The organism is Proteus sp. G2673, from assembly GCF_009915125.1.
Lineage (GTDB): Bacteria > Pseudomonadota > Gammaproteobacteria > Enterobacterales > Enterobacteriaceae > Proteus > Proteus penneri.
Genome location: NZ_JAABLT010000003.1, coordinates 1 through 25,907 on the forward strand (window position 1 = coordinate 1; position 25,907 = coordinate 25,907).

Genomic DNA, 25,907 nt, shown 5'->3' on the forward strand with positions numbered 1-25,907 from the left:
AGCACTGATACCGTTGAACACACACTGACAGCGGATGAAGTAGCAGCCGGTAAAGCAAATGTCACTATTCCAGCGGATAAAGTGACAGCGGATGGTAATTATTCTGTTAAAGCAGAAATCACTGATCCAGCAGGCAACACCAGTGGTCAAGGTCAAGCAACCGACTTTGCTGTCGATACGGTGGCACCATCGGCACCGGTATTAAATGCGGAAGACAACGGTTCTGTTTCCGTTGAACTGCCAGGAGATGCCAATAAAGGTGATACTGTTGAAATTACGTTTGAAGATGAAAACGGTGATAAACAGACTGTAACAATGGAGAAAGGGGATAATGGCTGGACATCTAGCAATCCTAATTTGATCCCAGACAGTCAAGGTAATAACACGACTATTCCGTCTGATAATGTAAAAGATAACAGTGAAGTGACCGCAATTGCTAAAGATCCAAGTGGTAATGAAAGTGATCCTGCAACAGCAACGTCTAAAACAGATGTATTGCCAACAGTGAGTATCAGTGTTGATACAACATCAACGAATGCTAACGGCGACAAGGTTAGCGGAAATGCTTCTGTTTCTGGTGAGGCAATTGACGTTCCAGCAACCATTGAAGACAACGATGATACTACCGGATTAGTGTATACCGTTGCTCTGGATTATGCTGCAGCACAAGATGTGACTGTAACCATAACCTTAACAAATGGTGCAGGTTATGCGAGTGCACAGGATTATTCAACGCTTGCTGGCTCTCAGCACGACGGAAAAATTGCCCTGCATGGTGACACTGGTAAAGTAACGTATGATGGTGCATCAACAGTAACGGTTGTTATCCCTGCTGGCTCTAAGAGTGTTTCATTTATCGTTGATCCAACAATGGAAGCTAACCAAAATGCATTCAATGCAGAAGGTATGGAGAAAGTACTTGCAACCATTACGGGAACATCTGATAACGCTACAGCTGTAACCGAGACAGTAAATAATGCAGGTGCTTCAGCAACCGGTGTTATTTATGATGGTAACCCAATTTCATTACGTAATCTGGATGGCGATTTTACGCTGAAATATTCATTATCATCATCTAAAGCGGGAAAAGGTGATTTTGGATATACCATCGGTGCGACTAGCGGTGATTCTGACCCTATGTTAACAACTGATTATAACGATACAGTTTATGTTGGTTATTATCAGAATGGTAGCGAAACTTCATCATACAGCAATGTGGCTAACTCACAGGATAATGGGCCTGATGGTACAAAAACAGATGGTAATCAAAGTATTACAACTGTTGATTTAGGGGCTGGCGATGACCTGATGGTGGTTCGCGGTAATATGTTAACCAATACCCGAGTCTATGCTGGTGAAGGTAACGATACCTTTACTATGGATGGTATGAATACGGCGTTGCGTGTTATGTATGCTGGTAGTTACCTCTTTATGGAATCAGGGAACGACACGGTTACCATTAAACACACTGGGGTAACAAATGCTGGTCAAATCTATCTTGGCTCAGGCAGTGATACGTTTACTCAAGGGGATGCTAACTCTCAAAATGATACCGAATTATCCGGTTTATTAGATTTGGGTAGCGGTATTCAAGGTCAGTCAAATCTGCCAAAAGAGTATCTTGCTATTTATCAGGATGGTAGCGATTTAAGTCTGGGTAATGACACTAATATTGACGCAGTTACGGATGTTAATACTGTCACTATTTATGGCTCTGTATCTGGTGAAATTTTAGGTGGATATGGTAGTGATAATATCACAATCACTAAAAATCTGACTGGTAATGTTTCTACCGGTGATAATGCAGATACTTTAACTGCTGGGTGGATTTATGGTGGTGCTACTGTTTCTATGGGGGATGGTAATGATACTGTTACCGTTACTGAGGGAGCATATAACGCCACTATTTCACTAGGAGCTGGTGATGATGTATTTGATTCCACTAGTGCAACTTTAGGTTCAGCTGCGACAACCATTGATGGTGGTGAGGGGAATGACACAATCAAAATTGGCACTATTTCAAATGGTAATATAACCATTGATGCGGGTGCTGGTGATGATATCGTTGTTCTGACAAAAGACTATGATACCAAACCTATTGGTAATCAAGGTTCCATTAACGGTGGAGAAGGTAGTGATACTCTGGTTCTGGCAGGTAATATTTCTGTCAATCTAGCTACAGGGAAGAATGAAGGTATTACTGGCTTCGAGAAAGTGGATATGACTGTTGGCAGTAATCTGAAAGCAGACAATTCATCTCAAACCATTAAATTAACAGTATCGGATGTATTGGGAATAAATGACCATTCAACGCTTTATATTTCCGGTAATGCCAATGATAAAGTTGATTTAGGGGCTGATGATGCAAGAAGTTTAGGAACATTTACTGCAACGGCCACAACTGTTAAAGCAACAGCGTTAGATGGCACTGAGCATACTTACACACTTTATAGTAGTGCAGGTGGTGCTAATGTCTATATCGATAATAATATTATCGATAATGGAGGGGTTATTTAATTATCTATTGTAATTAAATCTAAGGCTGCTCATTCGAGCAGCCTTATTAGCCAATCATAAATTTCTATATTTAGATTGTATTTTTTATTAGAGGTAATATCTGTGTTTTCTATAAATAAACTCAAAATAATAACGTTTGTTATTTTTGGAGGCGTATTATTTAATGCACATGCAAATTCTTTAAAATACATATTAAATAACGCATTAAATAATGCACCAGAGTTATTAGAAGCTAAAGCCGATATAGATATATCTGTTGCAAGAGTTAATCAAGCTAGAGCTCAACATTTTCCAGTAATAAGCGTAACTGGAAATAAATTATTAGGGCAATATCATCGTGATGAAAGTGATTATGATAATAATAGTTTTACTCCAGGACTAAGGGGGGAATTAAATCTCTATTCTTTTGGTGGAATAGAAAATGATGTTGAACGTAATGAAAAAGAACAGCTTTATTATCAATTTAAATATAATGAAACCAAAGAAAATGTCGCTTACACCATATCAGACCTCTATCTAAAAGCGTTATTAGCTAAAGAATCTATTGCGGTAAAGAAAAAGAGTTTAGATAGACATAATAAGATTATATCTGAATTAAATGTAATAGCTCGTAATGATGAAGGGCGTGTTTCTGAATATGTTCAGGCAGAAGCAAGAAAAATATTAGTAGAACAAGATATTAATTATTATGAAAAAGAATTAATGACAACGTTAAGTACTTTATCAAAATATACTAGATTTCCGGTTGGAGAGAGTGATCTTGTTAATCCTTTTTCTGACATGACAGTCAGCGATATGTACAGAGATTTTACTGCGGAAAATAATAATCAAAATCCTGCCTATCTTGTGAGTCAGGCTGATATCGATGCTAAAAAATTGGGCGTTAAAGTTGAAAATAAAAAACAATTACCGAAAATTAATTTAACTGGAAATATAACTGAAGATGATCGTCAGATAGGCATTGATGTGACATGGGATATTATTAATTTTTCATCATTATATTCTATTGATGAAAAAGTAAGCCAGTTAAATGCTGCTCAACAGCGAATGGATAGGGTTATTCGAGATATTGAAGAAGCAAGGCGCTTATCTGTAATTAATATTCAAAAAAGTACTCAAAAATTAAAGATATTAGATGCACAAATTTTATCATCGACAAAAGTCGTCGATTTTTATCAATTGCAATTTAATGTTGCTCGCCGTTCTTTGTTAGATGTTTTGAATGCAGAAAAAGAGCTATCTGATGTTGAATTATCTTATGCCACCACATTGAGTGATCTTAGGTATGGAATGCTTGATTATTTATATGCGCAAGGAACACTTTCTCACTGGGCACTTAATTCACTCGCACATTAATAAATTAAGGTAAATATTGTAGTTATGAAATTGATCATAGAAGGTCTTTCTCTTACAACTCAGTTATTAGGCACACATTTATCCGTGGCTACACTAACTGCGCATACAATCCGTACCGCAAAGATGGGAATTGATTTTTCATCACTGGTTGAATATCTGAAGAGTGAAGGATTTGAAAATACATTATCACAACGCTTATTGGATGATATTCCCTCTCTGGCTATGCCAGTCTTATTATTATTAAAAAATGAAGATAGTGCTGTTTTAACGGAAATTTCATTTGATGAAAGTGGACAGCGTAAATATAAAATTCAGCAAATCGATGGTTTATCTGTATGGTTAACTCAAGCGGAATTAAATGAAAAATATTTAGGTTATTGTTGGTTTATTAAGCCTCGTATTGCAACAGATGTACGTTCAGAGTTGCCTGAATATACAATGCCTAAAGCATGGTTTTTTAAAGTTATATGGCGCTTTAAAAAATATTATTATCAAATTATTCTTGCCACTTTTGTAATTAATTTTCTAGCACTTGTTAGTTCATTATATGTCATGAATGTTTATGACAGAGTAATACCAAATAAGTCATATCAAACTCTCTGGGTTTTAAGTATTGGTGTAATTATCGCGATATTATTTGAATTTACAGCAAAGATGATCCGAGGACGGTTAACGGATATTGCAGGTAAAAAGGCTGACTTAATTATCAGCTCGGCTTTATTTAGAAAAGTGACAAATCTTAAATTACAGGAAAGGCCTATATCATCTGGCTCCTATGTTAATAATTTACGAGATTTTGAATCTGTCCGTGATTTTATGACGAGTGCAAGTTTATTAACATTAGTTGATATGCCTTTTTTAATTTTATTTGTCTCTGTCATTGCACTGGTTGGGGGAAGCTTGGCTTTGGTGCCACTTACGATAATTCCACTGGTTATTATTATTGGTCTTTTAGCTCAGATACCTTTATCAAAATATATTAATGAATCAATGAAGGAATCGTCACAAAGACAAGGATTAGCAGTAGAAGCGATTGAAGGCATAGAAACGTTAAAAACGAATAATGCAATGAATTGGGCTCAAAAGCGTTGGGATTATTACACAGCCAAAACAGCTTCTTCATCAATGAAAGTTAAAAATATCAGTAATTTTGTTATTTATTTTGCAGTTATGATGCAACAGTTAAATACGATATTTTTAGTTATTATCGGTACTTATTTGATTCATAGTGATGATCCTGCAAATAAAATTACGATGGGGGCGTTAATTGCAACGGTTATTTTATCTGGTAGAGCGTTATCACCATTAGGGCAAATTGCGGGTTTAGCTGTGCGCTTTCAACAGGCCTGGGTCGCCTTAAAAGGTGTAAATGGTATTGTTGAGCGACCTTCAGAACGTGAACCTGATAGGAAATATATTACGCTAAAACAAATGAACGGAAATATAAAATTCCAAAATGTTTCATTTGCTTATAGTCAAGATACTAGCAGTGTAGTGAAAAATTTATCATTTGAAATAAAGCCGGGTGAAAAAGTTGGAATACTCGGACGTATTGGTAGTGGTAAATCAACGACTTTAAAATTAGCTGCCGGACTCTATCCAGCAGAACAAGGAAGCATCACATTAGATGATGTCGATATTCGCCAAATAGATCCTCATTATTTGCGTAATCAGGTTTTGTTGTTAGAACAGGCGCCAAGATTATTTTTAGGTAGTTTAAGAGAAAATCTTGATTTAGCCCGTATGGATGGTTTTTCTAGTGATCAAGATTTGATTGTGGCATTGAAGCGATTTGGCTTAGACAAAGTCATTAAAAAGCATCCAAGAGGATTAGATATGTCCTTGGGTGAGAATGGTTTGGGTCTTTCTGGTGGGCAAAAACAGATTGTTGCTTTGGCTAGAATGACGTTGCGAAATCCTAAAGTGGTTTTACTGGATGAACCAACAACGGGACTTGATCAATATTCAGAAATTCAGGCATTAAATGCCATTTCAGCATGGTGTCGTGCAAGAACATTATTGGTTGTTACTCATCGACCTCAGGTTCTGAGTATCGTCAACCGAATAATTGTTGTTGATAACGGTAAAGTGGTGATGGATGGCCCCAGAGATGCGGTCTTACAACAGTTAGCTAAAAATGAAAAAGAAAAACAAATAACTGTTCACTCAAAAGCCAAAACAGATAAGTAAGATTGAGAATGTTGAAATGAATGAATTAAATAAAAAACAAGTGACATCGCCAAGTCATCCTAAAGAAGCTTTTTCTAATAAAGATTTAGCATTGCTCAATGACTTACATGCGGCACTTCAGCACGAAAAGCATCATAAGAGCTTTATGATGATCACAATGTTACTGATTTTTTTGATTATTTTTGTTATTTGGGCGTGGAACAGTAGCCTTGAAGAAGTGACTCGAGGCCAAGGTAGTATTATTCCGAGCAGTCGAGAACAGATCATCCAGACATTAGATGCTGGCATATTAAAAAGTATGGAGGTAAAGGAAGGGGATATTGTTGAGAAAGGGCAAGTATTGTTGACTCTAGATGATACCCGTTCATCGGCTATTTTAAGGGAAAGTGAAGTGAAGGTTGATAATCTGGAAGCTATTCGGGCAAGACTTAAAGCGGAGGCTTATTCTATAGAACTTAAATTTCCTGAGGGATTAGCTACTGATTTAGTGGAGCGTGAAACAACCGTATACAATATACGTAAAGAGGCACTGGAGTCAGGGATAGATAATTTACAAAAAAGTAAAGCCTTATTAGACAGAGAGATTGCAATAACAAGGCCTATTGTTGCACAAGGTGCGATGTCTGCTGTGGAATTATTGCGAATGGAGCGACAGTCAGCCGATATTCAATCTCAGATAAATGAAAAGAAAAATAAATATTTAACGGAAGCAAGTGCTGAGTTAGTTAAAACAGAAGCAGAATTAGCTCAGGCAAGGGAAAATATGGCAGGGCGTGCTGATCCGGTTGAACGTGCATTAATACGTGCTCCATTAAGAGGGATTGTTAAGAATATACGTATTAATACTGTTGGTGGGGTAATTTCTGCGGGGCAGGATATTATGGAAATTGTTCCATTAGAAGACCAACTATTAGTTGAGGCATATATCAGCCCAAGAGATGTTGCTTATGTTCGCACAGGAATGCCAGCATTAGTTAAACTGACCGCATATGATTACGCTATTTATGGTGGGTTGGAAGGTGTTGTTACTTTAGTTAGCCCTGATACATTACATGATCAAAAGAGACCCAGTGATTTAAAACTAAACCAAGATGAAGCGTTTTATCGTGTGCTAGTCACCACACAGAGTAGTCATCTTACTGACAAAAATGGAAAGGAATTACCTGTTATTCCTGGGATGATTGCGAGTGTGGATATTAAGACGGGTGAAAAAACAGTATTCCAATATTTGATTAAGCCAATAACCAGGATGAAACAAGCATTACAAGAAAGATAATTCTATTTTTAATCTCATGCGGTCTTGTTCGTATAATAAGGCTGCATGAGAAATAATGTTTTCTGAGAACAAGAAAAGTCATAATTCAATAAAAGGATTTTCTCATTTAAAGGGATATTGAAAATGATGAAGCGTAGAAAGCAAAAAACCAGCCCTAAGGCTGGTTTTTCTAAAGATGGTGCCCGAACTCGGAATCGAACCAAGGACACGGGGATTTTCAATCCCCTGCTCTACCGACTGAGCTATTCGGGCTAACGAGGCGCATTAAACCGTATTCAGCCGGATGCGTCAACGTCTTTTTAATAAAAAATGCAAAAATAAGTTTGTTTGCTTTCTTTTTATTCTATTCACGTTTAAATTTTCATCATAAGCTATTTTTTAGTAAAAAATGCTTAAATAACAATCAGTAAAGATATCCACTTTTTTGCATGTCAAAGAGAAATTTTTCTCTTTTTTGATGATTTAATTTCTTTTTTGCTACTCTATAGAAAGAAATTGAGGGGCGCGAGAAAATAACTCATTTCTTTCGTTTTCCAACATTCAACACTAACTTAATGCGCCATTTTTACGGCATTGAGCTATCTTAAGAATATCCTCTGCCAATAATTTTGCTGTAATAATATCATCAGCATGATGATTCACCATTAAACGGCTTAAACAGCCTTCTAAGATGAGTTCCATCTGTTTAGCAACTAACTCACTGTCTTCGATATCAAGCTCGCGTAGTAGTGTTCTAGAGTAATCAAATGAGCTTTGTTTTTGACGTTGGCTTAATTGGTGGATTTGAGTGTGTTCATCCGGGTATGCGCTACATGCTGCAACAAATAAACAACCAGGAAAACGGTTTTTCTCTAAACGTATGGCGAGCTGATCATAACGTGCCAGTAATTTTTGTTCGATAGTCAGTTCTTCATCTAACATCACTTGGCGTTGCCAAATATCAATTTGCTGCCCATGATGGCGAAGACAATCAAAAATTAAGGCGTCTCTATCCGGCCAGAATGGATAAAGTTGAGATTCATTGATACCCGAATCTTGAAGAAGCTCTGGTAAAGTCGCCGCTAAGCCATATTGCTCTAACTGGATAAGTACGTGGTCTAATAACGCTTCACGTTGCACGGAAATCTCCTTAAATCACGTTGTCGCGGGAACATCATAATTAGCAGACTTTAACTAAAAATGAAAGCAAGAGGCGACAGGGTAAAATGAAAATACCCCATCTTGCGACGGGGTATTTTCTTGTTTTTTATTTTTTGTAAGCGCTAGGCGCTTTTTTGCAATGTTTTAATTTTTTACTTCAAACTACAGGAGCATACCACCGAAGAGGAAACCAAATGCAACGGCTAATACCACACCAATTGTACCAGGGATAAAGAATGGGTGGTTGAAGACTAATTTACCGATACGGGTTGTACCTGTGTCATCCATTTGAACTGCCGCAACCAATGTTGGGTAAGTTGGCAGGATGAACAGACCAGAAACCGCAGAGAAAGATGCTATTGCAGTTAATGGAGATACACCTAGCGCTAAAGCCATTGGCATTAATGCTTTTGCTGTTGCTGCTTGTGAATATAACAGTGCAGAGCAGAAGAAGAAGATAACGGCTAATAACCAAGGATGGCCAGTGATTAAATCACCCGCAGTCAGTTTGATCCAATCAATGTTGCTTGAAACAAAAGTATCACCTAACCATGCAACACCCAGAATACAGATACATGCACTCATACCTGCTTTAAAAGTACTTGAGTTGAGGATGGTGTCAGTTTTCACTTTACAGAAAACAGTGATAAGTGTTGCAACACTCAGCATGATGATCAGAATAGCGTTAGTTGTGTTCATTAACGGTTCTTTCACAATGCCTAAGCTTGGGCTGTTGATGATTGCATAAGTAACAACACAGACAACACCTAGTAAGAACAGCATTACAGATGATTTAGCACCTGGTAATGTTTCTCTGCGCGCTTGGCTACCACGTAACTCAACCAGACCTTGTTCTAAACGCTCACGATAGACTGCATCATCAGACAGTTTTGAGTTAAATACCCAAGACACGATGAATGACATCAGAATAATAGCAAGGAAAGTCGCTGGTAATAAGATAGACAGCAGAGTGATGTAGCTTACAGTGTTACCTTCACCGACCATTGCAGGGTTTTCCATGACAGATGCCATGTAGACAACCGCTGCAGAGATAGGTGATGCAGTAATACCGATTTGAGCTGCAACAACACCAGTTGATAAAGGACGGCAAGGTTTGATGCCTTGTTCTTTTGCAACTTCAGCGATAACTGGTAGTGTTGCTAAAGAGATGTTCCCTGTACCTGCAAATAGAGTTAAGAAATAAGTCACAATTGGCGCAAGAATTGTGATGTATTTTGGATTACGTCTTAACAGTTTTTCAGTTTGGCCAACAAGATAATCCAAACCACCAGCAACCTGCATCGCAGAGATTGCGGCAATAACAGCCATAATGATGGAGATAACATCAAAAGGGATTGAACCAGGTTTAACACCGATAGCGGCTAAAACTAAAACCCCTAAACCACCGGCAAACCCGATACCAATTCCCCCAAGTCTCGCACCGAGGAAAATGGCCAGCAGAACGATAATCAATTCTACGGCTAGCATAGCGTTTACTCCTTGAGATAATTAAAAAAATGAGAAAGATAAGTTAAATTTTTGTTTTTACAATCAAGTAAAAAGGCACGTCTCTTAAAGAGTCCGTGCCTTGTATTTTTAAGAGCTCATTCTTATGTTTAACAGTGTCATGTTATAAAACACAATTATTAATCATCGAAGCGTTTTGCTTTGTAAGCCGGGTTTTTTAAGTTCTCGATAGAGAAGATATCATCCAGTTGTTCTTCGGTTAATAAACCACGTTCTAGAACAACTTCACGTACGCTCTTACCTGTTTCTGCACAAATCTTACCAACGATGTCGCCGTTATGGTGACCAATGAATGGGTTCAGATAAGTAACGATACCGATTGAGCTAAATACGAAGTGTTCACAGATTTCTTTATTCGCAGTGATACCATCAACACATTTTTCTACTAAGTTACGGCAAGCGTTGCTTAACAGAGAGATTGATTCGAACATTGCTTGACCGATAGCGGGTTCCATTACGTTTAATTGTAATTGACCTGCTTCAGCAGCCATAGTCACGCAAGTGTCATTACCGATAACTTTAAAGCAAGCTTGGTTAACAACTTCTGGAATTACTGGGTTTACTTTAGCTGGCATGATTGAAGAACCTGCTTGTAGTTCTGGAAGATTGATTTCTTTCAGACCTGCACGAGGACCAGAGGACAGTAAACGTAAGTCATTACAGATTTTAGACATTTTCACAGCTAAGCGTTTTAACGCGCCGTGAACCATCACATAAGCACCACAGTCAGAAGTTGCTTCAATTAAGTCTTCTGCTGGAACACAAGCTAAACCAGTTACTTCTGCCAGTTTTTCAACCGCCAGTTTTTGGTAACCCGGTGCTGTATTCAGACCAGTACCGATAGCAGTTGCACCTAAGTTCATTTCTAACAGTAACTCAGCAGTGCGTTTCAGGTTTTTGATTTCTTCTTTCATCAGTACAGAGAAAGCATGGAATTCTTGACCTAAAGTCATTGGTACAGCATCTTGTAATTGAGTACGACCCATTTTCAGGATGTCTTTGAACTCAACTGCTTTTCTATCAAAACCTGCTTTCAGCAGTTCGATAGATTCAGTTAATTTGATAATAGAGTTATAAACCGCTACACGGAAACCACAAGGATAAGCGTCGTTTGTTGATTGGCTCTTATTGACGTGGTCATTCGGGTTCAGGTATTGGTATTCACCTTTTTGGTGGCCCATTAATTCCAGACCGATGTTTGCGATAACTTCGTTGGTATTCATATTTAATGAAGTACCTGCACCGCCTTGGAATACATCAACTGGGAATTGATCCATGTGTTTACCTGTTTCTAATACTACGTCACAGGCTTTGATAATCGTATCAGCGATTTCACGAGGAATAGTGTGAAGTTCTTTGTTTGCTAATGCTGCGGCTTTTTTCACCATTACCATACCGCGGATGAATTCTGGAACATCATTGATGGTACGATCACTGATGTAGAAGTTTTCAATTGCACGTAAAGTGTGGACGCCATAGTAAGCATCAGCAGGAACTTCTCTTTTACCTAACAGGTCTTCTTCGATACGAGTTTTATTTGACATGAGAACCTTCTTATTAAAATTTTAACTGTCTAGTTATGCGCTTGTTAATAAAATATATCGTTAACGGTTAATAATGTAATATAACTTACCGTTTTGCTTGGTACTGACACGATCATATTCGGGTTGTGAACAAATACCTTTAAGCTGGATCACTTTATACGTAAATAACCTCTAAATATTTTCTTTTTGTGATCTATCTCATGGATTTTACCGTTCTAACTCTCTTTTTAACGCCCCTTGAAAAGGAGTGTTAGGCTCCCCATTATTATGTAGATAAACTAAGAAAAAGCGAGTTCGTAAACCATCACCTTAGATGTAGTTCACACTACTTTCTATTAATAATATGAATCTTTTTTTATAAAAAGGAGAACCAAGTGCGTTGGCTCCCATTAATTGTTATCTGTCTTCTTATCTATATAGAAGCTGTTATTTTCGTCAATGTAGCATCTTCGATTGGCGTGCTTACAACACTATTCCTTGTGGTGCTGACTTCTTGTGTTGGTGTCTCATTGGTAAAAAATCAGGGCGTAAAAAATATTGCTTCAATGCAGCAAAAACTTGCCGTGGGTGAAGTGCCTGCTGCTGAAATGGTGAAAAGCGTTTCGTTAATATTGGCGGGTATTTTACTGTTGATCCCAGGCTTTTTTACGGATTTCTTGGGCTTGCTGTTGTTGTTACCACCGTTGCAAGCACTGTTAGTGACTAAATTGATTTCTCGTATTCGTGTTTATTCAGCAGGTCATGGTCAAAGTGGATTTTCGTCTGATCAAAATGGAACAACATTTGAAGGCGAGTTTCAGCGTAAAGAGGATTCACCGAGTAACCAACTGAATAATAAGGCTGAAGATCAGAATAACGACCATTTTTCTGACAAAAAATAATCAGCCGAAAGCATAATCAACTGAAATGGGGAAAATTTGAAAAAAAATCACACTTCTCCCCTTGAAGTTTTACTTGATGCCCCCACCTGTATCGTCATGGTACTGGTTCATTTTGGGCACTGGTATCAACCTTAATCCTGATATGGACTTTTTTATAGGAGCACTATTAATGAAGATTCGTCCATTACATGACCGTGTTATTGTTAAACGTAAAGAAGTCGAAGCTAAATCAGCAGGCGGTATCGTTCTTACTGGCACAGCAGCGGGTAAATCAACTCGTGGCGAAATTTTAGCCGTGGGTCAAGGCCGTATTATGGAAAACGGCGACGTTAAACCACTGGATGTTAAAGTCGGCGATATCGTAATTTTTAACGACGGTTATGGCGTTAAAACAGAAAAAATTGATAACGAAGACGTGCTTATCATGTCTGAAAGCGACATTTTAGCAATTGTAGAAGAATAATTTTTCTCTTTTAAGATCTTCTTAAACTGAACGAATTCAAAGGAAATATACGATGGCAGCTAAAGACGTCAAATTCGGTGTAGATGCTCGTAATAAAATGTTACGTGGTGTTAATGTTCTTGCAGATGCAGTTAAAGTAACTTTAGGCCCTAAAGGTCGTAACGTTGTTTTAGATAAATCTTTCGGCGCACCTGTTATTACTAAAGATGGTGTATCTGTTGCACGCGAAATTGAACTCGAAGATAAATTCGAGAACATGGGTGCACAGATGGTGAAAGAAGTTGCTTCTAAAGCCAATGATGCGGCAGGTGATGGTACTACAACTGCAACAGTATTAGCACAATCAATCATTGCCGAAGGCTTAAAAGCAGTCGCCGCAGGTATGAACCCAATGGATCTGAAACGCGGTATCGATAAAGCTGTTGTTGCAGCAGTCGAAGAACTGAAAAAACTGTCTGTTCCATGTTCAGATACTAAAGCGATTGCTCAGGTTGGTACAATTTCAGCAAACTCTGATGAAACCGTCGGTACTCTGATCGCGCAAGCGATGGATAAAGTAGGTAAAGAAGGTGTTATCACCGTTGAAGAAGGTACTGGCTTAGAAGATGAGCTAGATGTTGTTGAAGGTATGCAGTTTGACCGCGGTTATCTATCTCCTTACTTCATCAACAAACCTGAAACGGGTACAGCAGAATTAGAAAATCCATTCATTCTGTTAGTTGATAAAAAAGTTTCTAACATCCGTGAATTACTGCCTGTTTTAGAAGCTGTTGCTAAAGCTAACAAACCTCTGCTTATCATTGCAGAAGATGTTGAAGGTGAAGCATTGGCAACATTAGTTGTGAACAATATGCGTGGTATCGTTAAGGTTGCCGCTGTTAAAGCGCCTGGCTTTGGTGACCGTCGTAAAGCAATGCTGCAAGATATCGCAACATTAACTAACGGTGCAGTGATTTCTGAAGAAATCGGCATGGAGTTAGAAAAAGCGACATTAGAAGACTTAGGTCAAGCAAAACGCGTTGTTATCAACAAAGATACAACAACGATTATTGATGGTTTAGGTGATCAAGACGCAATCAGTGGTCGTGTAGCTCAAATTCGTCAACAAATCGAAGATGCGACTTCAGATTATGACCGTGAAAAATTACAAGAACGCGTTGCTAAATTAGCAGGCGGTGTTGCAGTCATTAAAGTTGGTGCCGCAACTGAAGTTGAAATGAAAGAAAAACGTGCTCGTGTTGACGATGCTCTGCATGCAACTCGCGCAGCAGTTGAAGAAGGCGTTGTTGCTGGTGGTGGTACTGCTCTGGTTCGTGTTGCTAACGCTCTGCGTGAGATGGTTGGCGATAACGAAGAACAAACAGTGGGTATCCGCGTTGCATTACGTGCAATGGAATCTCCAATGCGTCAAATCGTTGCTAACGCAGGTGAAGAACCTTCTGTTGTTGTAAACAAAGTGAAAGCAGGTGAAGGTAACTACGGTTATAACGCTGCAACTGATGATTACGGCGATATGATTGATATGGGTATCTTAGATCCAACTAAAGTTACTCGTTCTGCACTGCAATTTGCTGCATCTATCGCAGGTCTGATGATCACAACTGAAGCGATGATCACAGATTTACCTAAAGATGACAAAATGGATTTAGGTGGCGCTGGTGGTATGGGCGGCATGGGTGGAATGGGCGGCATGATGTAATTCATCAGCTAACTATTTTACAAAGAAAACCCGAGCTTAGGCTCGGGTTTTTTTATATCTAAATACAATCGAGATTAAATATTACTATATTTGAATTAATTTATAGCAATATAATCGTCAGATGATGATTGATTATCTAACGATTTTTAAAAAAATGAGCTAATTGTGTGTTCATTCTCGCACTGTGTAGGCTGAAAATAAACCATATCGTTTTAAAAGCGTAAAAGCGGTGTAGAATAGAGGTGTTGTTGCTTTGTCTATCTCAAAGCCGAATTTGTACATTAAAATAAGTTTGAAGCGAAAATAATATCTTAAAGCTATTGGCTAACGTTGAGATAGCAATAATGATTTATTTTTGCGCATAATAGGGATGACAAGGTATATTGTTGTCATGACTAAACGGACACTCAAATAAATGAGGGGATCATGCGAATTAAATTGTTATTGGGAGCTACTGCAGCATTGTTACTAGCAGGCTGTTCTGCAACAAACACATTAAGCACTGCTGGCTCACAGGTACAAATCACTGATACGCAACCAGGCAGTGAATGCCAATTATTAGGAACAGTGACAGGTGTTCAAAATAACTGGTTATCAGGTTCCCGTACTGAAAGCCAATCACTGCGAGGTGCTGCTAACGATTTACGTAATAAAGCAGCTGCAATGGGGGGTAACGTTATTTTTAACGTGGGTACTGGCGCAGGTAGCTTTGTTGATAGCTTTGCACCATTAGATAGCAAAATGAGTGGGCAAGTTTATAAGTGCCAATAAGGCATTTAATTTATTCACTATTTATTAGTCTGCTAATAGATAAAAAGCTGTAGTCACTTCATCTATTTTGAATTGAGCTACAGCTTTTTTGTTTTTATGATATGGATTATTGCTGGCGTAATCCAAGATCTAACAATGTCTTACTTGGTTCACCACCAATTTCACGCGTGAGTTTAGGCACCATATAACCTGATACTAAGCTCATTAGTGCTTTCATAATTTCTCTTGCTTCACTGTCTGGCACCATAAAGTGAGCCGCACCTTGAACTTTATCTAGAACATGTAAGTAATACGGCATAACACCGGCATCAAATAGTGCGCGACTTAAATCTGCAAGGACTTCAGCACTGTCATTAACCCCTCGCAATAACACACCTTGATTCAATAGCGTAACATTGGCTTTTTTTAGCTTTGAACAGGCTTCTCTCAATGCGTCATCCATTTCATTAGCGTGATTGGTATGCAGTACCATGATATTTTGCAAACGTGATTGTTGTAAGCGCTGACATAGCGCATCAGTGACGCGAGCAGGAATAACTACAGGTAAGCGAGAGTGAATGCGTAAACGCTTAAGATGAGGGATCGCTTCTAGTTGTGTGATTAACCAATCAAGCTCATCATCTTTCGCCATAAGAGGATCGCCCCCAGAGAAGATGATTTCATCGAGTTTTGGGTTATTTTTGATATACTCTATTGCCTTTTGCCAATTAGCCTTGTTTCCTTTGTTATCTTCATAGGGAAAATGACGACGAAAACAGTAGCGACAATTGACAGCGCAACCACCTTTGACCAGAAGCAATGCACGATTCTGATATTTATGTAATAAACCTGGCACCGCATTTTGTTGCTCATCTAACGGATCCGTAGAAAATCCCGGTGTTATGGTAAATTCAGCATTTGCAGTTAATACTTGTAAAAGTAATGGATCGTTAGGATCGCCTTTTTTCATGCGTGCAACGAATTCACGGGGAACCCGTAGCGGAAAAAGCCGTCGCGCCTGAGCTCCTTTTTGGAGTTCTTCGTGATGTTCCAACGCTAAAAGTTGGAGTAATTCAACAGGATCACTGATTGCCTGCGCGAGTTGTGTTAACCAGACTTCTCTGGTGGGGTGATTATGAGTTACAATGTGTGCCATTTTTTGGCTATGCCATTTTAAATTAAAAAAGTTAGAGGATATTCATGGCTTCTTATAATACCAACGATTTTCGTTCAGGTCTTAAAATCATGTTAGATGGCGAGCCAGCCGTCATTACTGAATGTGAATTTGTTAAACCAGGTAAAGGTCAGGCATTTGCTCGTGTACGTCTGCGTAAACTGATCTCTAACAAATTACTGGAAAAAACATTTAAATCTACTGATTCAGCAGAAGGTGCTGATGTCATGGATATCAACTTAACTTACCTGTACAACGACGGTGAGTTCTGGCATTTCATGAACAACGAAACTTTCGAACAATTAGCTGCAGACGAAAAAGCCGTTGGTGATAATGCTAAGTGGTTGATCGACCAAGCTGAGTGTATCGTAACACTGTGGGATAATCGTCCTATCGCTGTTATTCCACCAAACTTTGTTGAATTAGAAATCGTTGATACTGATCCAGGTCTGAAAGGTGACACCGCAGGTACAGGTGGTAAACCAGCAACATTAAGCACTGGCGCTGTTGTTAAAGTTCCACTGTTTGTACAAATTGGTGAAGTTATCAAAGTTGATACTCGTTCAGGCGAATACGTATCACGCGTAAAATAATTGCGTAGATTATTTTACTAAGTACAACGTTAAGTATAATAATTAATTACCGCAGATAATGTTAACTATCTGCGGTATTTTTTTGTTTTAATTTATAATAATTGAATAAACTACGCTATTTTTTTCTAAAAAATTGATTAATTTGTATTACTGCATTATTTAATTTTTCATGTTATTATTTTGTTCCTAATTTATTTATCCCTTCATTATATTTTAAATGCCAAAAATGAATGCTCTATTCAATATTGGAATTGGTAAAAAATAACCATTTTCTTAGAATGGATGTGTAGGTTATTTTGGTAAAGATAATCCACAGCAATATTTATTTTAAGTTATTTTGACTTTCCTTTAAGAGATATTGAAGAGTATAGATAAAAACATTAATCCTGTAATATTATTGATCTTTATTTTATATTTTAGTTATACTAGGGAAACCCTTTCAATATAGATATTTACTTTGATATATCTCTTTTATTTTTTATCAATTCAATTATTAACATAATAAATTTAGCTTGTTTTATAGGTTAAATATCTCCTTTATGGAATGAATTTCCATTTCTTTATTTCTTCTTATTTTTTGTAAATTCCCCATACTTAAACACAAAAATAGAATTTTAATCTATACTTTATCTAGGTTAAATATAAAAAATAGTCTTTGAATTTATTTTAATTTAAAATTTTATCAATGACTTATATTTATCGGTAGTGATTAAGTTAATTTAGGAGGCTATATGGAAAATAGAATGATTATTATGGGCGCTGATCCTTCAGGATTTGAACTTAAAAATGCGATTAAGTCATACTTGTTAGAAAAAAATTACACAATAAAAGATCTCACAGAATCAGGCCCTATTGGCTATTGTGATGTAGGGGATAAAGTTGGTTCAATTATTTCTGAACATCCTGAATATATTGGTTTTGTTTTCTGTGGTACAGGAATGGGAGTAAGTATTAGTGCGAACAAACATAAAAATGTTTATTGCGGTGTTTGTGAAAGCGTGACTAGTGCTCGTTTTTGTAAAATTATCAATAACTGTAATATTCTTGCTATGGGTGGGTTATTAATTACACCATTTAAAGCCAAAATGATGGTTGATGCTTATTTATCGGCAACCTTTACAGAAGGTTTTTCTGAAGCAACACCAGAAGATTTACAATCTGGCTTAAATTCAATGAAACAAGTAGAAAAGAAAATTTATAAAAATTAACTCATTCTTATTATTCACTTTTATAAGCCTGAATTATCAGGCTTATTTTTTTCTTTGTACTCCGCCATTTTTGATATCTAGTCATAGTGACGACGAAATTGTTGTTTAGAACTCACCACTTACTGTCAACGTCATAATTGTCGACACGTCATTTATTGTTTCCTTTTTGTTTTTTAATATATTGATTTTAAATGAAAATAAAATAAATCATCTCTTGGCACGAAATATGCTTCATCTAAAGAAAAATTGACGACAGTAATGCTGTTAAACGTTTTTCTCGGAGGATGTGGCGAATGAATCGCTTTGTAATTGCAGAGCCACAACGATGCATAGGGTGTAATACCTGTATGGCAGCTTGTTCAGAAGTTCACCAAGCTGTGGGATTACAGGCGCATCCGCGTCTTACAGTGGTAAAAGTGGAGGATCAGACAGCACCGATGCTTTGTCGGCACTGTGAGGATGCTCCTTGTGCTCGCGTGTGCCCAGTCAATGCCATTACTCATGAAGATAATATGATCTTTCTTAATGAGAGCCTGTGTATTGGCTGTAAGTTATGTGGTCTGGTTTGTCCTTTTGGGGCAATTACACCATCAGGTAGTAAACCCGTTAACTTACCAGCTGTCTTTGAACATTTTGTTCCAGAAGAGATGTTGGCCGATGTGCCAGCAAGTCTTCCAACAACCAACCCATTTCTTGCGTGGAATGCGGGGGTTCGTGCAATTGCAGTGAAATGTGATTTGTGTGCTTTCTCTGATGAAGGCCCTGCTTGTGTCAAGGTGTGTCCAACCGATGCATTGCATTTAGTTGAAGATGACAAACTTGAAGAGCAGATGAAAACGCGTCGCTTAGATTCTGTGATGGAACCTATTACCAGTCTTGACGATTTATCTACTTTGACACAGGAGCGGAAGTAATATGGAACCTCTTCAGTTACTGCTGTGGTCAGTCATCCTGTATGTTGTTGGTGGCGTTATTGCACTGTTTTTAAAGAGACAGGAAGGGTTGGCAATCCTTATTTCAGGGATCAGCGCAATCATCGGCGGTGTATTAGGTGTTTTAAGTGCATTACCGGTTATTTTGGGTGGTGAAATCGCCACTTTTACCGCGGCAGGCCCATTTGAATTTGCAGCCTTCGTGGTACGCATGGATATGTTAGGCGCCTTTATGGTGTTCGTCATTTCATTATTGGTCAGTGTGTGCGCACTTTATTCTCTTGCTTATGTGCAAGAATATAAAGGACGTGGCGCTTGGAGCATGGGATTCTTTATGAATCTGTTTATTGCTTCTATGGTTGGCTTAGTGGTGATGGATAATGCGTTCTACTTTATTATCCTATTTGAAATGATGTCATTGGCTTCTTGGTTCTTAGTTATTGCTGACCAAGATGACGAATCTATTCACGCAGGTTTACTTTACTTCTTTATCGCTCACGCAGGCTCCGTGTTAATCATGATTGCCTTCTTCTTGATGTGGCGTGAAAGTGGTAGCCTTGATTTTGATTCATTCCGTCAACTCTCTCTTTCTCCTGCAATGGCCTCTGTGGTGTTCTTACTGGGTTTCTTTGGTTTTGGTGCCAAAGCCGGTATGTTGCCATTACACAGTTGGTTACCAAAAGCCCACCCCGCAGCGCCTTCACACGCATCGGCATTAATGTCAGGTGTCATGGTTAAAATTGGTATCTTTGGGATAATCAAAGTCGGTATCGATTTATTAGGTGCCACAGAAATGTGGTGGGGTATTGTTGTTCTTGGGTTTGGTGCTGTTTCTTCTGTATTAGGTGTGATGTACGCCTTAGCAGAGCACGATTTAAAACGCTTACTTGCATGGCACACTGTTGAAAATATCGGCATCATTTTAATGGGTGTGGGTGTAGGCATGGTAGGAATGGCAACTGATCATCCTGTTATAGCCGCACTTGGATTGTTAGGCGCTTTATATCACTTATTAAACCATGCCGTGTTCAAAGGATTATTATTCCTTGGTGCGGGTGCCATTATTAACCAAATTCACACGCGTGATATGGATAAAATGGGTGGCTTAGCCAAACTAATGCCTTATACCGCAACAGCCTTTCTAATTGGTTGTATGGCGATTTCAGCGTTACCACCATTAAACGGTTTTGTTAGTGAATGGTATACCTATCAATCTCTTTTTTCGATGAGTTACGAAGGTAACTTCGTGATGCGTTTAAGTGGTCCTATTGCCATTATTATGTTGGCAATTACAGGGGCATTGGCGGCCATGTGTTTCGTTAAAGTTTATGGTGTTAGCTTTTGTGGTGGCCCGCGTAGCGAGCAAGCAACGAAAGCGAAAGAAGTGCCTTTACCAATGACGATTGCAATGGGCTTATTAGCACTATTCTGTGTTGTGTTAGGTGTGGGAGCGGCTTTTGTTGCGCCAATTATTGCCAACATTGCAATGTCACTTAGCGAAACCAGTGCATTAACCGTGACTCAAGGCGCAATGCTTGTTCCTGATACCGCATCACAAGCAATGTTCTCTCCAGCATTAACATTTGTTTTATTAATTGCCTTACCGCTTATCCCATTCCTGATTTATCTCGGCCTGAAAGGCAATCAACCTGCGTTTCGTCGTAAAGGTGATCCTTGGGCATGTGGTTATGTATGGGAAAAAGACATGGCAGTATCAGCAGGAGGCTTTACTCAAGCATTACGTAGCATGTTTGCACCACTTTATCGTATGCGTAAACAACTTGATCCATCTCCATTGCTGTCTCGTGGTTTTAATAAAACACAGCTCGGTGCTGAAAAGGTCGAACCATTCTGGGATGAACGCATTATTTATCCTCTGGTTCGTGGTATCCAACGTTTTGCAAAACGTATCCAATGCCTACAAGGCGGGGATTTTCGACTCTATTGTCTATACGTTGTTGCAGCGCTGGTCATCTTGCTTTTAGTCATCGCAGCGTAAGGAGAGGGACTTATGACTTTCCAAGAAGCACCTACGTTAATGATGGGAATATTCGCACTCATTCAAGCACTCTTTCTGCTGGCGATAACCCCATTGTGTACAGGTATTTCGCGCACAATTCGCGCCAAGATGCATTCGCGTCAAGGCCCTGGAATTTTGCAAGATTATCGAGATATCTTTAAGTTATTTAAACGTCAATCAGTAGCGCCCGAGCAATCTGGTGTGATCTTCCAAGTGATGCCATATGTGTTACTCGGAAGTATGTTAGTGGTTGCTATGGCACTGCCTGTCTTTACTGCAACGTCACTGTTTGCAGGTGCGGCAGATCTTATCGCACTGATTTATCTGTTTGCACTTTATCGTTTCTTCTTCTCTTTATCTGGTCTGGATTCAGGAAGCCCATTTGCGGGTATTGGTGCTAGTCGTGAATTAACACTGGGTGTGTTAGTTGAGCCAATTTTAGTGTTATCGCTGATTGTGGTGGCTTTAATTGTCGGTTCAACCAACGTTGGCACCATCAGTGCAACACTGGCTCAAGGTTGGGTATCACCCACAGCCACACTGTTAGCCTTATTAGCTTGTGCTTTTGCGGCATTTATCGAAATGGGCAAAATGCCATTTGACGTTGCTGAAGCTGAACAAGAGCTACAAGAAGGGCCATTAACTGAGTATTCAGGCTCTGGTTTTGCCATGGTGAAGCTGGGCCTTGGCTTAAAACAAGTTGTGGTGGCTGAACTGTTCTTAGCCATATTTATTCCTTTCGGTAAAGCAACAGAATTCACCTTTATTGCACTGATCATTGCGTTAGTTTTAATGGCAGTGAAATTGTTAGTGGTGTTTGTATTAGCGTCATTGGTTGAAAACAGTTTAGCGCGTGGTCGCTTCCTGCTGACTCACCATGTGACATGGTTAGGATTCGGTGTTGCGGCACTGGCTCTTGTTTTCTATTTAACCGGTCTATAAGGAGCGATGATTACAATGGAAAATATAGCTCTTGCGACCTTACTCATCCCATTTGCGGGGGCGTTGATTACGTCCTTAATGCCAAATCGGATGGCGAAGTGGTTATGTACACTGTTCGCTTTATTAGCCACATTAGGAACGGTTGTTTTAGGTTGGCAGTTCCTCGCTGAAGGTAAAGTCGATACCACAATTACGCTAGTACAATATGGTGATGTTGCGCTCTTTGGTTTTACCATTGACCGTGTCAGTACTTTGATTGCTTTCGCTGTTGTGTTCTTAGGATTGTTAGTAAGTTTTTACTCTACTGGCTATCTAACTAACGGCAACCGTGAGCATCCTCATGATGGTACTCGTCGTTATTATGCCTTCTTGCTGATTTTTATTGGAGCAATGGCAGGTTTAGTCCTTTCATCGACTATTTTGGGGCAACTCCTCTTTTTCGAAATCACAGGGGGATGTTCTTGGGGATTAATCGGCTACTACCAATCTGAAAAATCACTCCGTTCAGCAATGAAAGCGTTGTTGATCACTCACGTTGCTTCAATTGGTCTTTATCTTGCAGCAGCAACTTTATTTGTGAGTACAGGTACCTTTGAGTTAACCGCCATTGCCACTTTAGACGAACCAACCAAACTGATTGTGTTTGGCGGTATCCTCTTTGCTGCTTGGGGTAAATCAGCTCAACTACCACTACAAGCTTGGTTACCTGATGCGATGGAAGCACCAACACCTGTGAGTGCTTACTTACACGCAGCATCAATGGTGAAAGTCGGTGTTTATATCTTTGCTCGTGCGATTATGTCAGCAGATGGTGATGTCCCTCATCTTATTGGGTGGGTAGGTATTACCATGGCAGTTATCACATTGATTTATGGCTTTATGATGTATTTGCCACAAAAAGATATGAAACGCCTGTTAGCATGGTCAACCATTACTCAGCTCTCTTATATCTTCCTCGCATTATCTATCTCTATCTTTGGACCGCGTGAAGCGTTTGAAGGCGGTATTGCTTATATCTTTAACCATGCCTTTGCTAAAAGTTTGTTCTTCTTAGTTGCGGGTGCATTGAGCTATAGCTGCGGTACTCGCATGTTGCCTCGTTTAAAAGGGTTAATTAATAAATATCCATTATTGGGTGTGGGTTTCTGTGTCGCCGCACTGGCAATTGCAGGTGTTCCACCACTTAATGGCTTCTTTAGTAAATTCCCAATTTTTGCCGCAGGTTTTGAATTGTCGAGTATTTTCTGGGTGATGACACCAATTATGGTGCTAGTGCTGATTGAGTCTGTGGCTAGCTTCACTTGGTTTATCTACTGGTTTGGTCGCGTTGTTCCGGGCAAACCAAGTACAGAAGTTGCAGAAGGGCAACCTGTTCCTATGGCAATGCAAATTGTGATTGGAATACTGATTGTGATGTCCTTTGCATCCAGTGTTATCGCAGTCACTTGGCTAGGATAAGGGAGATAAATCATGACTGGAGCACTTATCGTAAACAATTTGGCGGGGTTAATGATGATAACTTCGCTATTGGTAATTGGCGCGAAAAAGCCGATTGCTTCATGTTGGTTCTATGCATTGCAATCTTTCGTCTTGGTGATGATTTTTGTCACCTTGGCCAATATGTTAGATGCACACCAACTGACACTTTGGGCGATGACCGCCTTCTTTACTAAAGTTCTGCTTGTTCCACTTATTTTAGGATTTGCATTCCGTAAGTTATCCGATCCTAGTGCGAATATCAGTGTTATTAGCCCCGCACTATTGATGTTGCTGGCGGCTGTTATCGTTATTTTAAGCTGGTTTGTGGTTGAACCAATTCAAATACCAATGGTTGTTGATTTGAAACCTGCACTGGCAGTTTCTTTGGGACACTTTATGTTGGGTCTGCTTTGTATCGTGACTCAGCGCAATATCCTAAAACAAGCTTTTGGTTACTGCTTAATGGAAAACGGCTCTCACTTAACACTGGCATTATTGGCTTGGAGAGCACCAGAACTGGTCGAAATCGGTATCGCCACTGACGCCATCTTTGCTGTGATCGTGATGGCAGTGTTGGCTCGTAAGATTTACCGCACGCTCAACACACTGAACGTGGATCAACTGACCGCGCTGAAGGGGTGAGGAGATGAACCAAACAACCATGTTAACAATTTTAATGTTTGCGCCGTTGGTATTTTCAATATTGGCGTTTCTGAGTCCGTTATTAAAAGCGGGTGCGCGTCCTATTGTGACAGGCATTCATGCAATTGGTATCACCGTCTTGTTAGTCGCAGCATTAGGAACTGTGGCAGATGTCATGTCTCATGGCGAAATATTGGCGGCTGCTAATTGGGTTCACGTGGATAGCCTAGGCGCATTATTCCTAGCTATTTTAGGCATTATCGGCTTTTTAACGGGGCTTTATTCTATTGGCTATATGAGCCACGAAGTGGATGAGGGTGAAATCTCAGTACGTACTTTATGTAACTACTATGGCTTCTTCCACCTGTTTTTATTCACCATGTTATTAGCAATCACCAGTAATAACTTGATTTTAATGTGGGCAGCCATTGAAGCAACAACCCTAAGCTCTGCATTCTTAGTCGGAATTTATGGTCAACGTTCTTCTTTGGAAGCGGCGTGGAAGTACATCATCATCTGTAGTGTCGGTGTCGCGTTTGGTCTTTTCGGTACTATTTTGGTTTATGCCAATGCCGCAAGCTTTATGCCTGATCCAGATCAGGCCATTTTCTGGACTGAAGTGTTGAAATATACAGACCAGTTAGATCCAACTCTGATGCATTTAGCTTTTGTCTTTATTTTAATCGGTTTTGGTACCAAAACGGGGTTATTCCCAATGCATGCTTGGTTACCAGATGCGCACAGTGAAGCACCAAGTCCTGTTAGTGCCTTGTTATCGGCAGTGTTACTGAACTGTGCTCTATTAATCATCATTCGTTACTACATCATTATTGATGCAGCAATTGGTACTGAATTTACACGTAACTTACTGTTAATCTTTGGTTTCCTCTCTGTTGCTATCGCGGCGTTCTTTATTCTTATTCAGCGTGATATGAAACGTCTTTTAGCGTATTCCAGTGTGGAAAACATGGGATTAATTGCCGTCGCATTAGGAATTGGCGGACCGATTGGTATTTTGGCTGCTTTATTCCACACCTTAAACCACAGTTTAGCGAAAGCATTGTTGTTCTGTGGCTCTGGTAACGTGTTATTGAAATACGGTACTCGTGATTTAAATGTCGTGAAAGGCATGTTTAAAGTGATGCCATTAAGTGCCGCTCTGTTTGCTGGTGGTGCTTTAGCGTTAGGGGGGATGCCTCCTTTCAATGTCTTTATCAGTGAGTTTATGATTGTTGTGGCAGGTTTAGCTTCTCAGCACATTGTCTTAACTATCCTATTATTATTGTTATTGACCGTAGTATTAGGTGGGCTAGTTCGTATGGTGGCTAAAATTGTCTTTGGTCCAAAACCTGATGTTGTTGCTAAAGGCGAACTGGGAATTTTAACCACATTACCAATGGTCATTCTGATTGCACTTATGCTGTTAATGGGAACTCATATTCCTAAGCCTGTCAGTGAGTTGTTAGAAAATGCCGCTAATATCGTGATGAATATTGATAAAAGTGAGTCACCTACTTATACATGGCCAACGGCTTTAATCAGTAATCCATCCACATCGGTTCAGGAGATGTAAC

At 39.2% G+C, this 25,907-nt stretch carries 20 protein-coding genes and 1 tRNA gene; 16 read left to right on the forward strand and 5 right to left on the reverse strand.

Features of this window, described 5'->3' with window-relative positions; genetic code table 11:
* From GWI59_RS00560 to GWI59_RS00575, 4 genes are all read left to right on the forward strand, one after another.
* Positions 1–2,517, forward strand: a 2,517-nt coding sequence (locus GWI59_RS00560) for a beta strand repeat-containing protein (protein ID WP_237612091.1), incomplete at its 5' end; no start/stop codon positions are given.
* 102 nt (positions 2,518–2,619) lie between these two features.
* Positions 2,620–3,873, forward strand: coding sequence for a TolC family protein (locus GWI59_RS00565; RefSeq protein ID WP_161723764.1), 1,254 nt, complete (start codon positions 2,620–2,622; stop codon positions 3,871–3,873).
* 24 nt (positions 3,874–3,897) lie between these two features.
* Positions 3,898–6,063 (forward strand): type I secretion system permease/ATPase, encoded by a 2,166-nt coding sequence (locus GWI59_RS00570; protein WP_161723766.1) that lies wholly within the window; start codon positions 3,898–3,900, stop codon positions 6,061–6,063.
* 16 nt (positions 6,064–6,079) lie between these two features.
* Positions 6,080–7,339 carry an HlyD family type I secretion periplasmic adaptor subunit gene (locus tag GWI59_RS00575; RefSeq protein ID WP_161723768.1) on the forward strand — a complete coding sequence of 420 codons (1,260 nt, stop codon included), beginning with the start codon at positions 6,080–6,082 and terminating at the stop codon, positions 7,337–7,339.
* A gap of 176 nt (positions 7,340–7,515) precedes the next feature.
* Here GWI59_RS00575 and GWI59_RS00580 read toward each other — a convergent pair.
* The 4 genes from GWI59_RS00580 to aspA all read right to left on the reverse strand — a co-directional run bounded on the left by GWI59_RS00580 (position 7,516) and on the right by aspA (position 11,550).
* Positions 7,516–7,591, reverse strand: a tRNA-Phe gene (locus tag GWI59_RS00580).
* Positions 7,592–7,885: 294 nt separating this feature from the next.
* Positions 7,886–8,458 carry a division control transcriptional repressor DicD gene (gene dicD / locus GWI59_RS00585; protein WP_006536177.1) on the reverse strand — a complete coding sequence of 191 codons (573 nt, stop codon included), beginning with the start codon at positions 8,456–8,458 and terminating at the stop codon, positions 7,886–7,888.
* A 183-nt stretch (positions 8,459–8,641) separates the two neighbouring features.
* On the reverse strand, positions 8,642–9,967 hold the full coding sequence (locus tag GWI59_RS00590; RefSeq protein ID WP_161670876.1) for an anaerobic C4-dicarboxylate transporter: 1,326 nt from the start codon (positions 9,965–9,967) through the stop codon (positions 8,642–8,644).
* A gap of 158 nt (positions 9,968–10,125) precedes the next feature.
* Complete coding sequence (aspA, locus tag GWI59_RS00595) at positions 10,126–11,550, reverse strand: aspartate ammonia-lyase (protein ID WP_072064394.1); 1,425 nt, start codon at positions 11,548–11,550, stop codon at positions 10,126–10,128.
* A 374-nt stretch (positions 11,551–11,924) separates the two neighbouring features.
* On the opposite strand from aspA, the gene GWI59_RS00600 reads away from it, so the two are divergent.
* The 4 genes from GWI59_RS00600 (at position 11,925) to GWI59_RS00615 (ending at position 15,364) form a co-directional block, all read left to right on the forward strand.
* Positions 11,925–12,431 carry an FxsA family protein gene (locus GWI59_RS00600; RefSeq protein ID WP_006536174.1) on the forward strand — a complete coding sequence of 169 codons (507 nt, stop codon included), beginning with the start codon at positions 11,925–11,927 and terminating at the stop codon, positions 12,429–12,431.
* A 169-nt stretch (positions 12,432–12,600) separates the two neighbouring features.
* The gene (locus GWI59_RS00605; RefSeq protein WP_036914050.1) at positions 12,601–12,894 is read left to right on the forward strand and encodes a co-chaperone GroES; all 294 of its coding nucleotides are present in this window, start codon (positions 12,601–12,603) and stop codon (positions 12,892–12,894) included.
* A gap of 52 nt (positions 12,895–12,946) precedes the next feature.
* Entirely contained in the window at positions 12,947–14,593 is a 1,647-nt protein-coding gene (gene groL / locus GWI59_RS00610) for a chaperonin GroEL (protein ID WP_006536172.1), read from the forward strand.
* Positions 14,594–15,019: 426 nt separating this feature from the next.
* Positions 15,020–15,364 (forward strand): DUF4156 domain-containing protein, encoded by a 345-nt coding sequence (locus GWI59_RS00615; protein ID WP_006536171.1) that lies wholly within the window; start codon positions 15,020–15,022, stop codon positions 15,362–15,364.
* Positions 15,365–15,470: 106 nt separating this feature from the next.
* On the opposite strand, the gene epmB is transcribed toward GWI59_RS00615, so the two are convergent.
* Positions 15,471–16,499 carry an EF-P beta-lysylation protein EpmB gene (epmB, locus tag GWI59_RS00620; protein ID WP_109848200.1) on the reverse strand — a complete coding sequence of 343 codons (1,029 nt, stop codon included), beginning with the start codon at positions 16,497–16,499 and terminating at the stop codon, positions 15,471–15,473.
* A 44-nt stretch (positions 16,500–16,543) separates the two neighbouring features.
* Here epmB and efp point away from each other — a divergent pair, with 44 nt between their 5' ends.
* From efp to GWI59_RS00660, 8 genes are all read left to right on the forward strand, one after another.
* Positions 16,544–17,110, forward strand: coding sequence for an elongation factor P (gene efp, locus GWI59_RS00625; protein WP_006536168.1), 567 nt, complete (start codon positions 16,544–16,546; stop codon positions 17,108–17,110).
* 731 nt (positions 17,111–17,841) lie between these two features.
* Entirely contained in the window at positions 17,842–18,318 is a 477-nt protein-coding gene (locus GWI59_RS00630; protein WP_109848201.1) for an RpiB/LacA/LacB family sugar-phosphate isomerase, read from the forward strand.
* Positions 18,319–18,611: 293 nt separating this feature from the next.
* Positions 18,612–19,232 carry a 4Fe-4S dicluster domain-containing protein gene (locus GWI59_RS00635; RefSeq protein ID WP_072064392.1) on the forward strand — a complete coding sequence of 207 codons (621 nt, stop codon included), beginning with the start codon at positions 18,612–18,614 and terminating at the stop codon, positions 19,230–19,232.
* 1 nt (position 19,233) lies between these two features.
* The gene (hyfB, locus tag GWI59_RS00640; RefSeq protein ID WP_109848202.1) at positions 19,234–21,249 is read left to right on the forward strand and encodes a hydrogenase 4 subunit B; all 2,016 of its coding nucleotides are present in this window, start codon (positions 19,234–19,236) and stop codon (positions 21,247–21,249) included.
* 12 nt (positions 21,250–21,261) lie between these two features.
* Positions 21,262–22,212, forward strand: a complete 951-nt coding sequence (locus tag GWI59_RS00645) for a respiratory chain complex I subunit 1 family protein (protein WP_006536164.1) — start codon at positions 21,262–21,264, stop codon at positions 22,210–22,212.
* A gap of 6 nt (positions 22,213–22,218) precedes the next feature.
* Positions 22,219–23,670, forward strand: coding sequence for a hydrogenase 4 subunit D (locus tag GWI59_RS00650; protein WP_115065632.1), 1,452 nt, complete (start codon positions 22,219–22,221; stop codon positions 23,668–23,670).
* A 12-nt stretch (positions 23,671–23,682) separates the two neighbouring features.
* Positions 23,683–24,333, forward strand: coding sequence for a hydrogenase 4 membrane subunit (hyfE, locus tag GWI59_RS00655; RefSeq protein WP_006536162.1), 651 nt, complete (start codon positions 23,683–23,685; stop codon positions 24,331–24,333).
* 4 nt (positions 24,334–24,337) lie between these two features.
* Entirely contained in the window at positions 24,338–25,906 is a 1,569-nt protein-coding gene (locus GWI59_RS00660; protein WP_109400039.1) for a hydrogenase 4 subunit F, read from the forward strand.
* Position 25,907 lies beyond the last annotated feature (1 nt).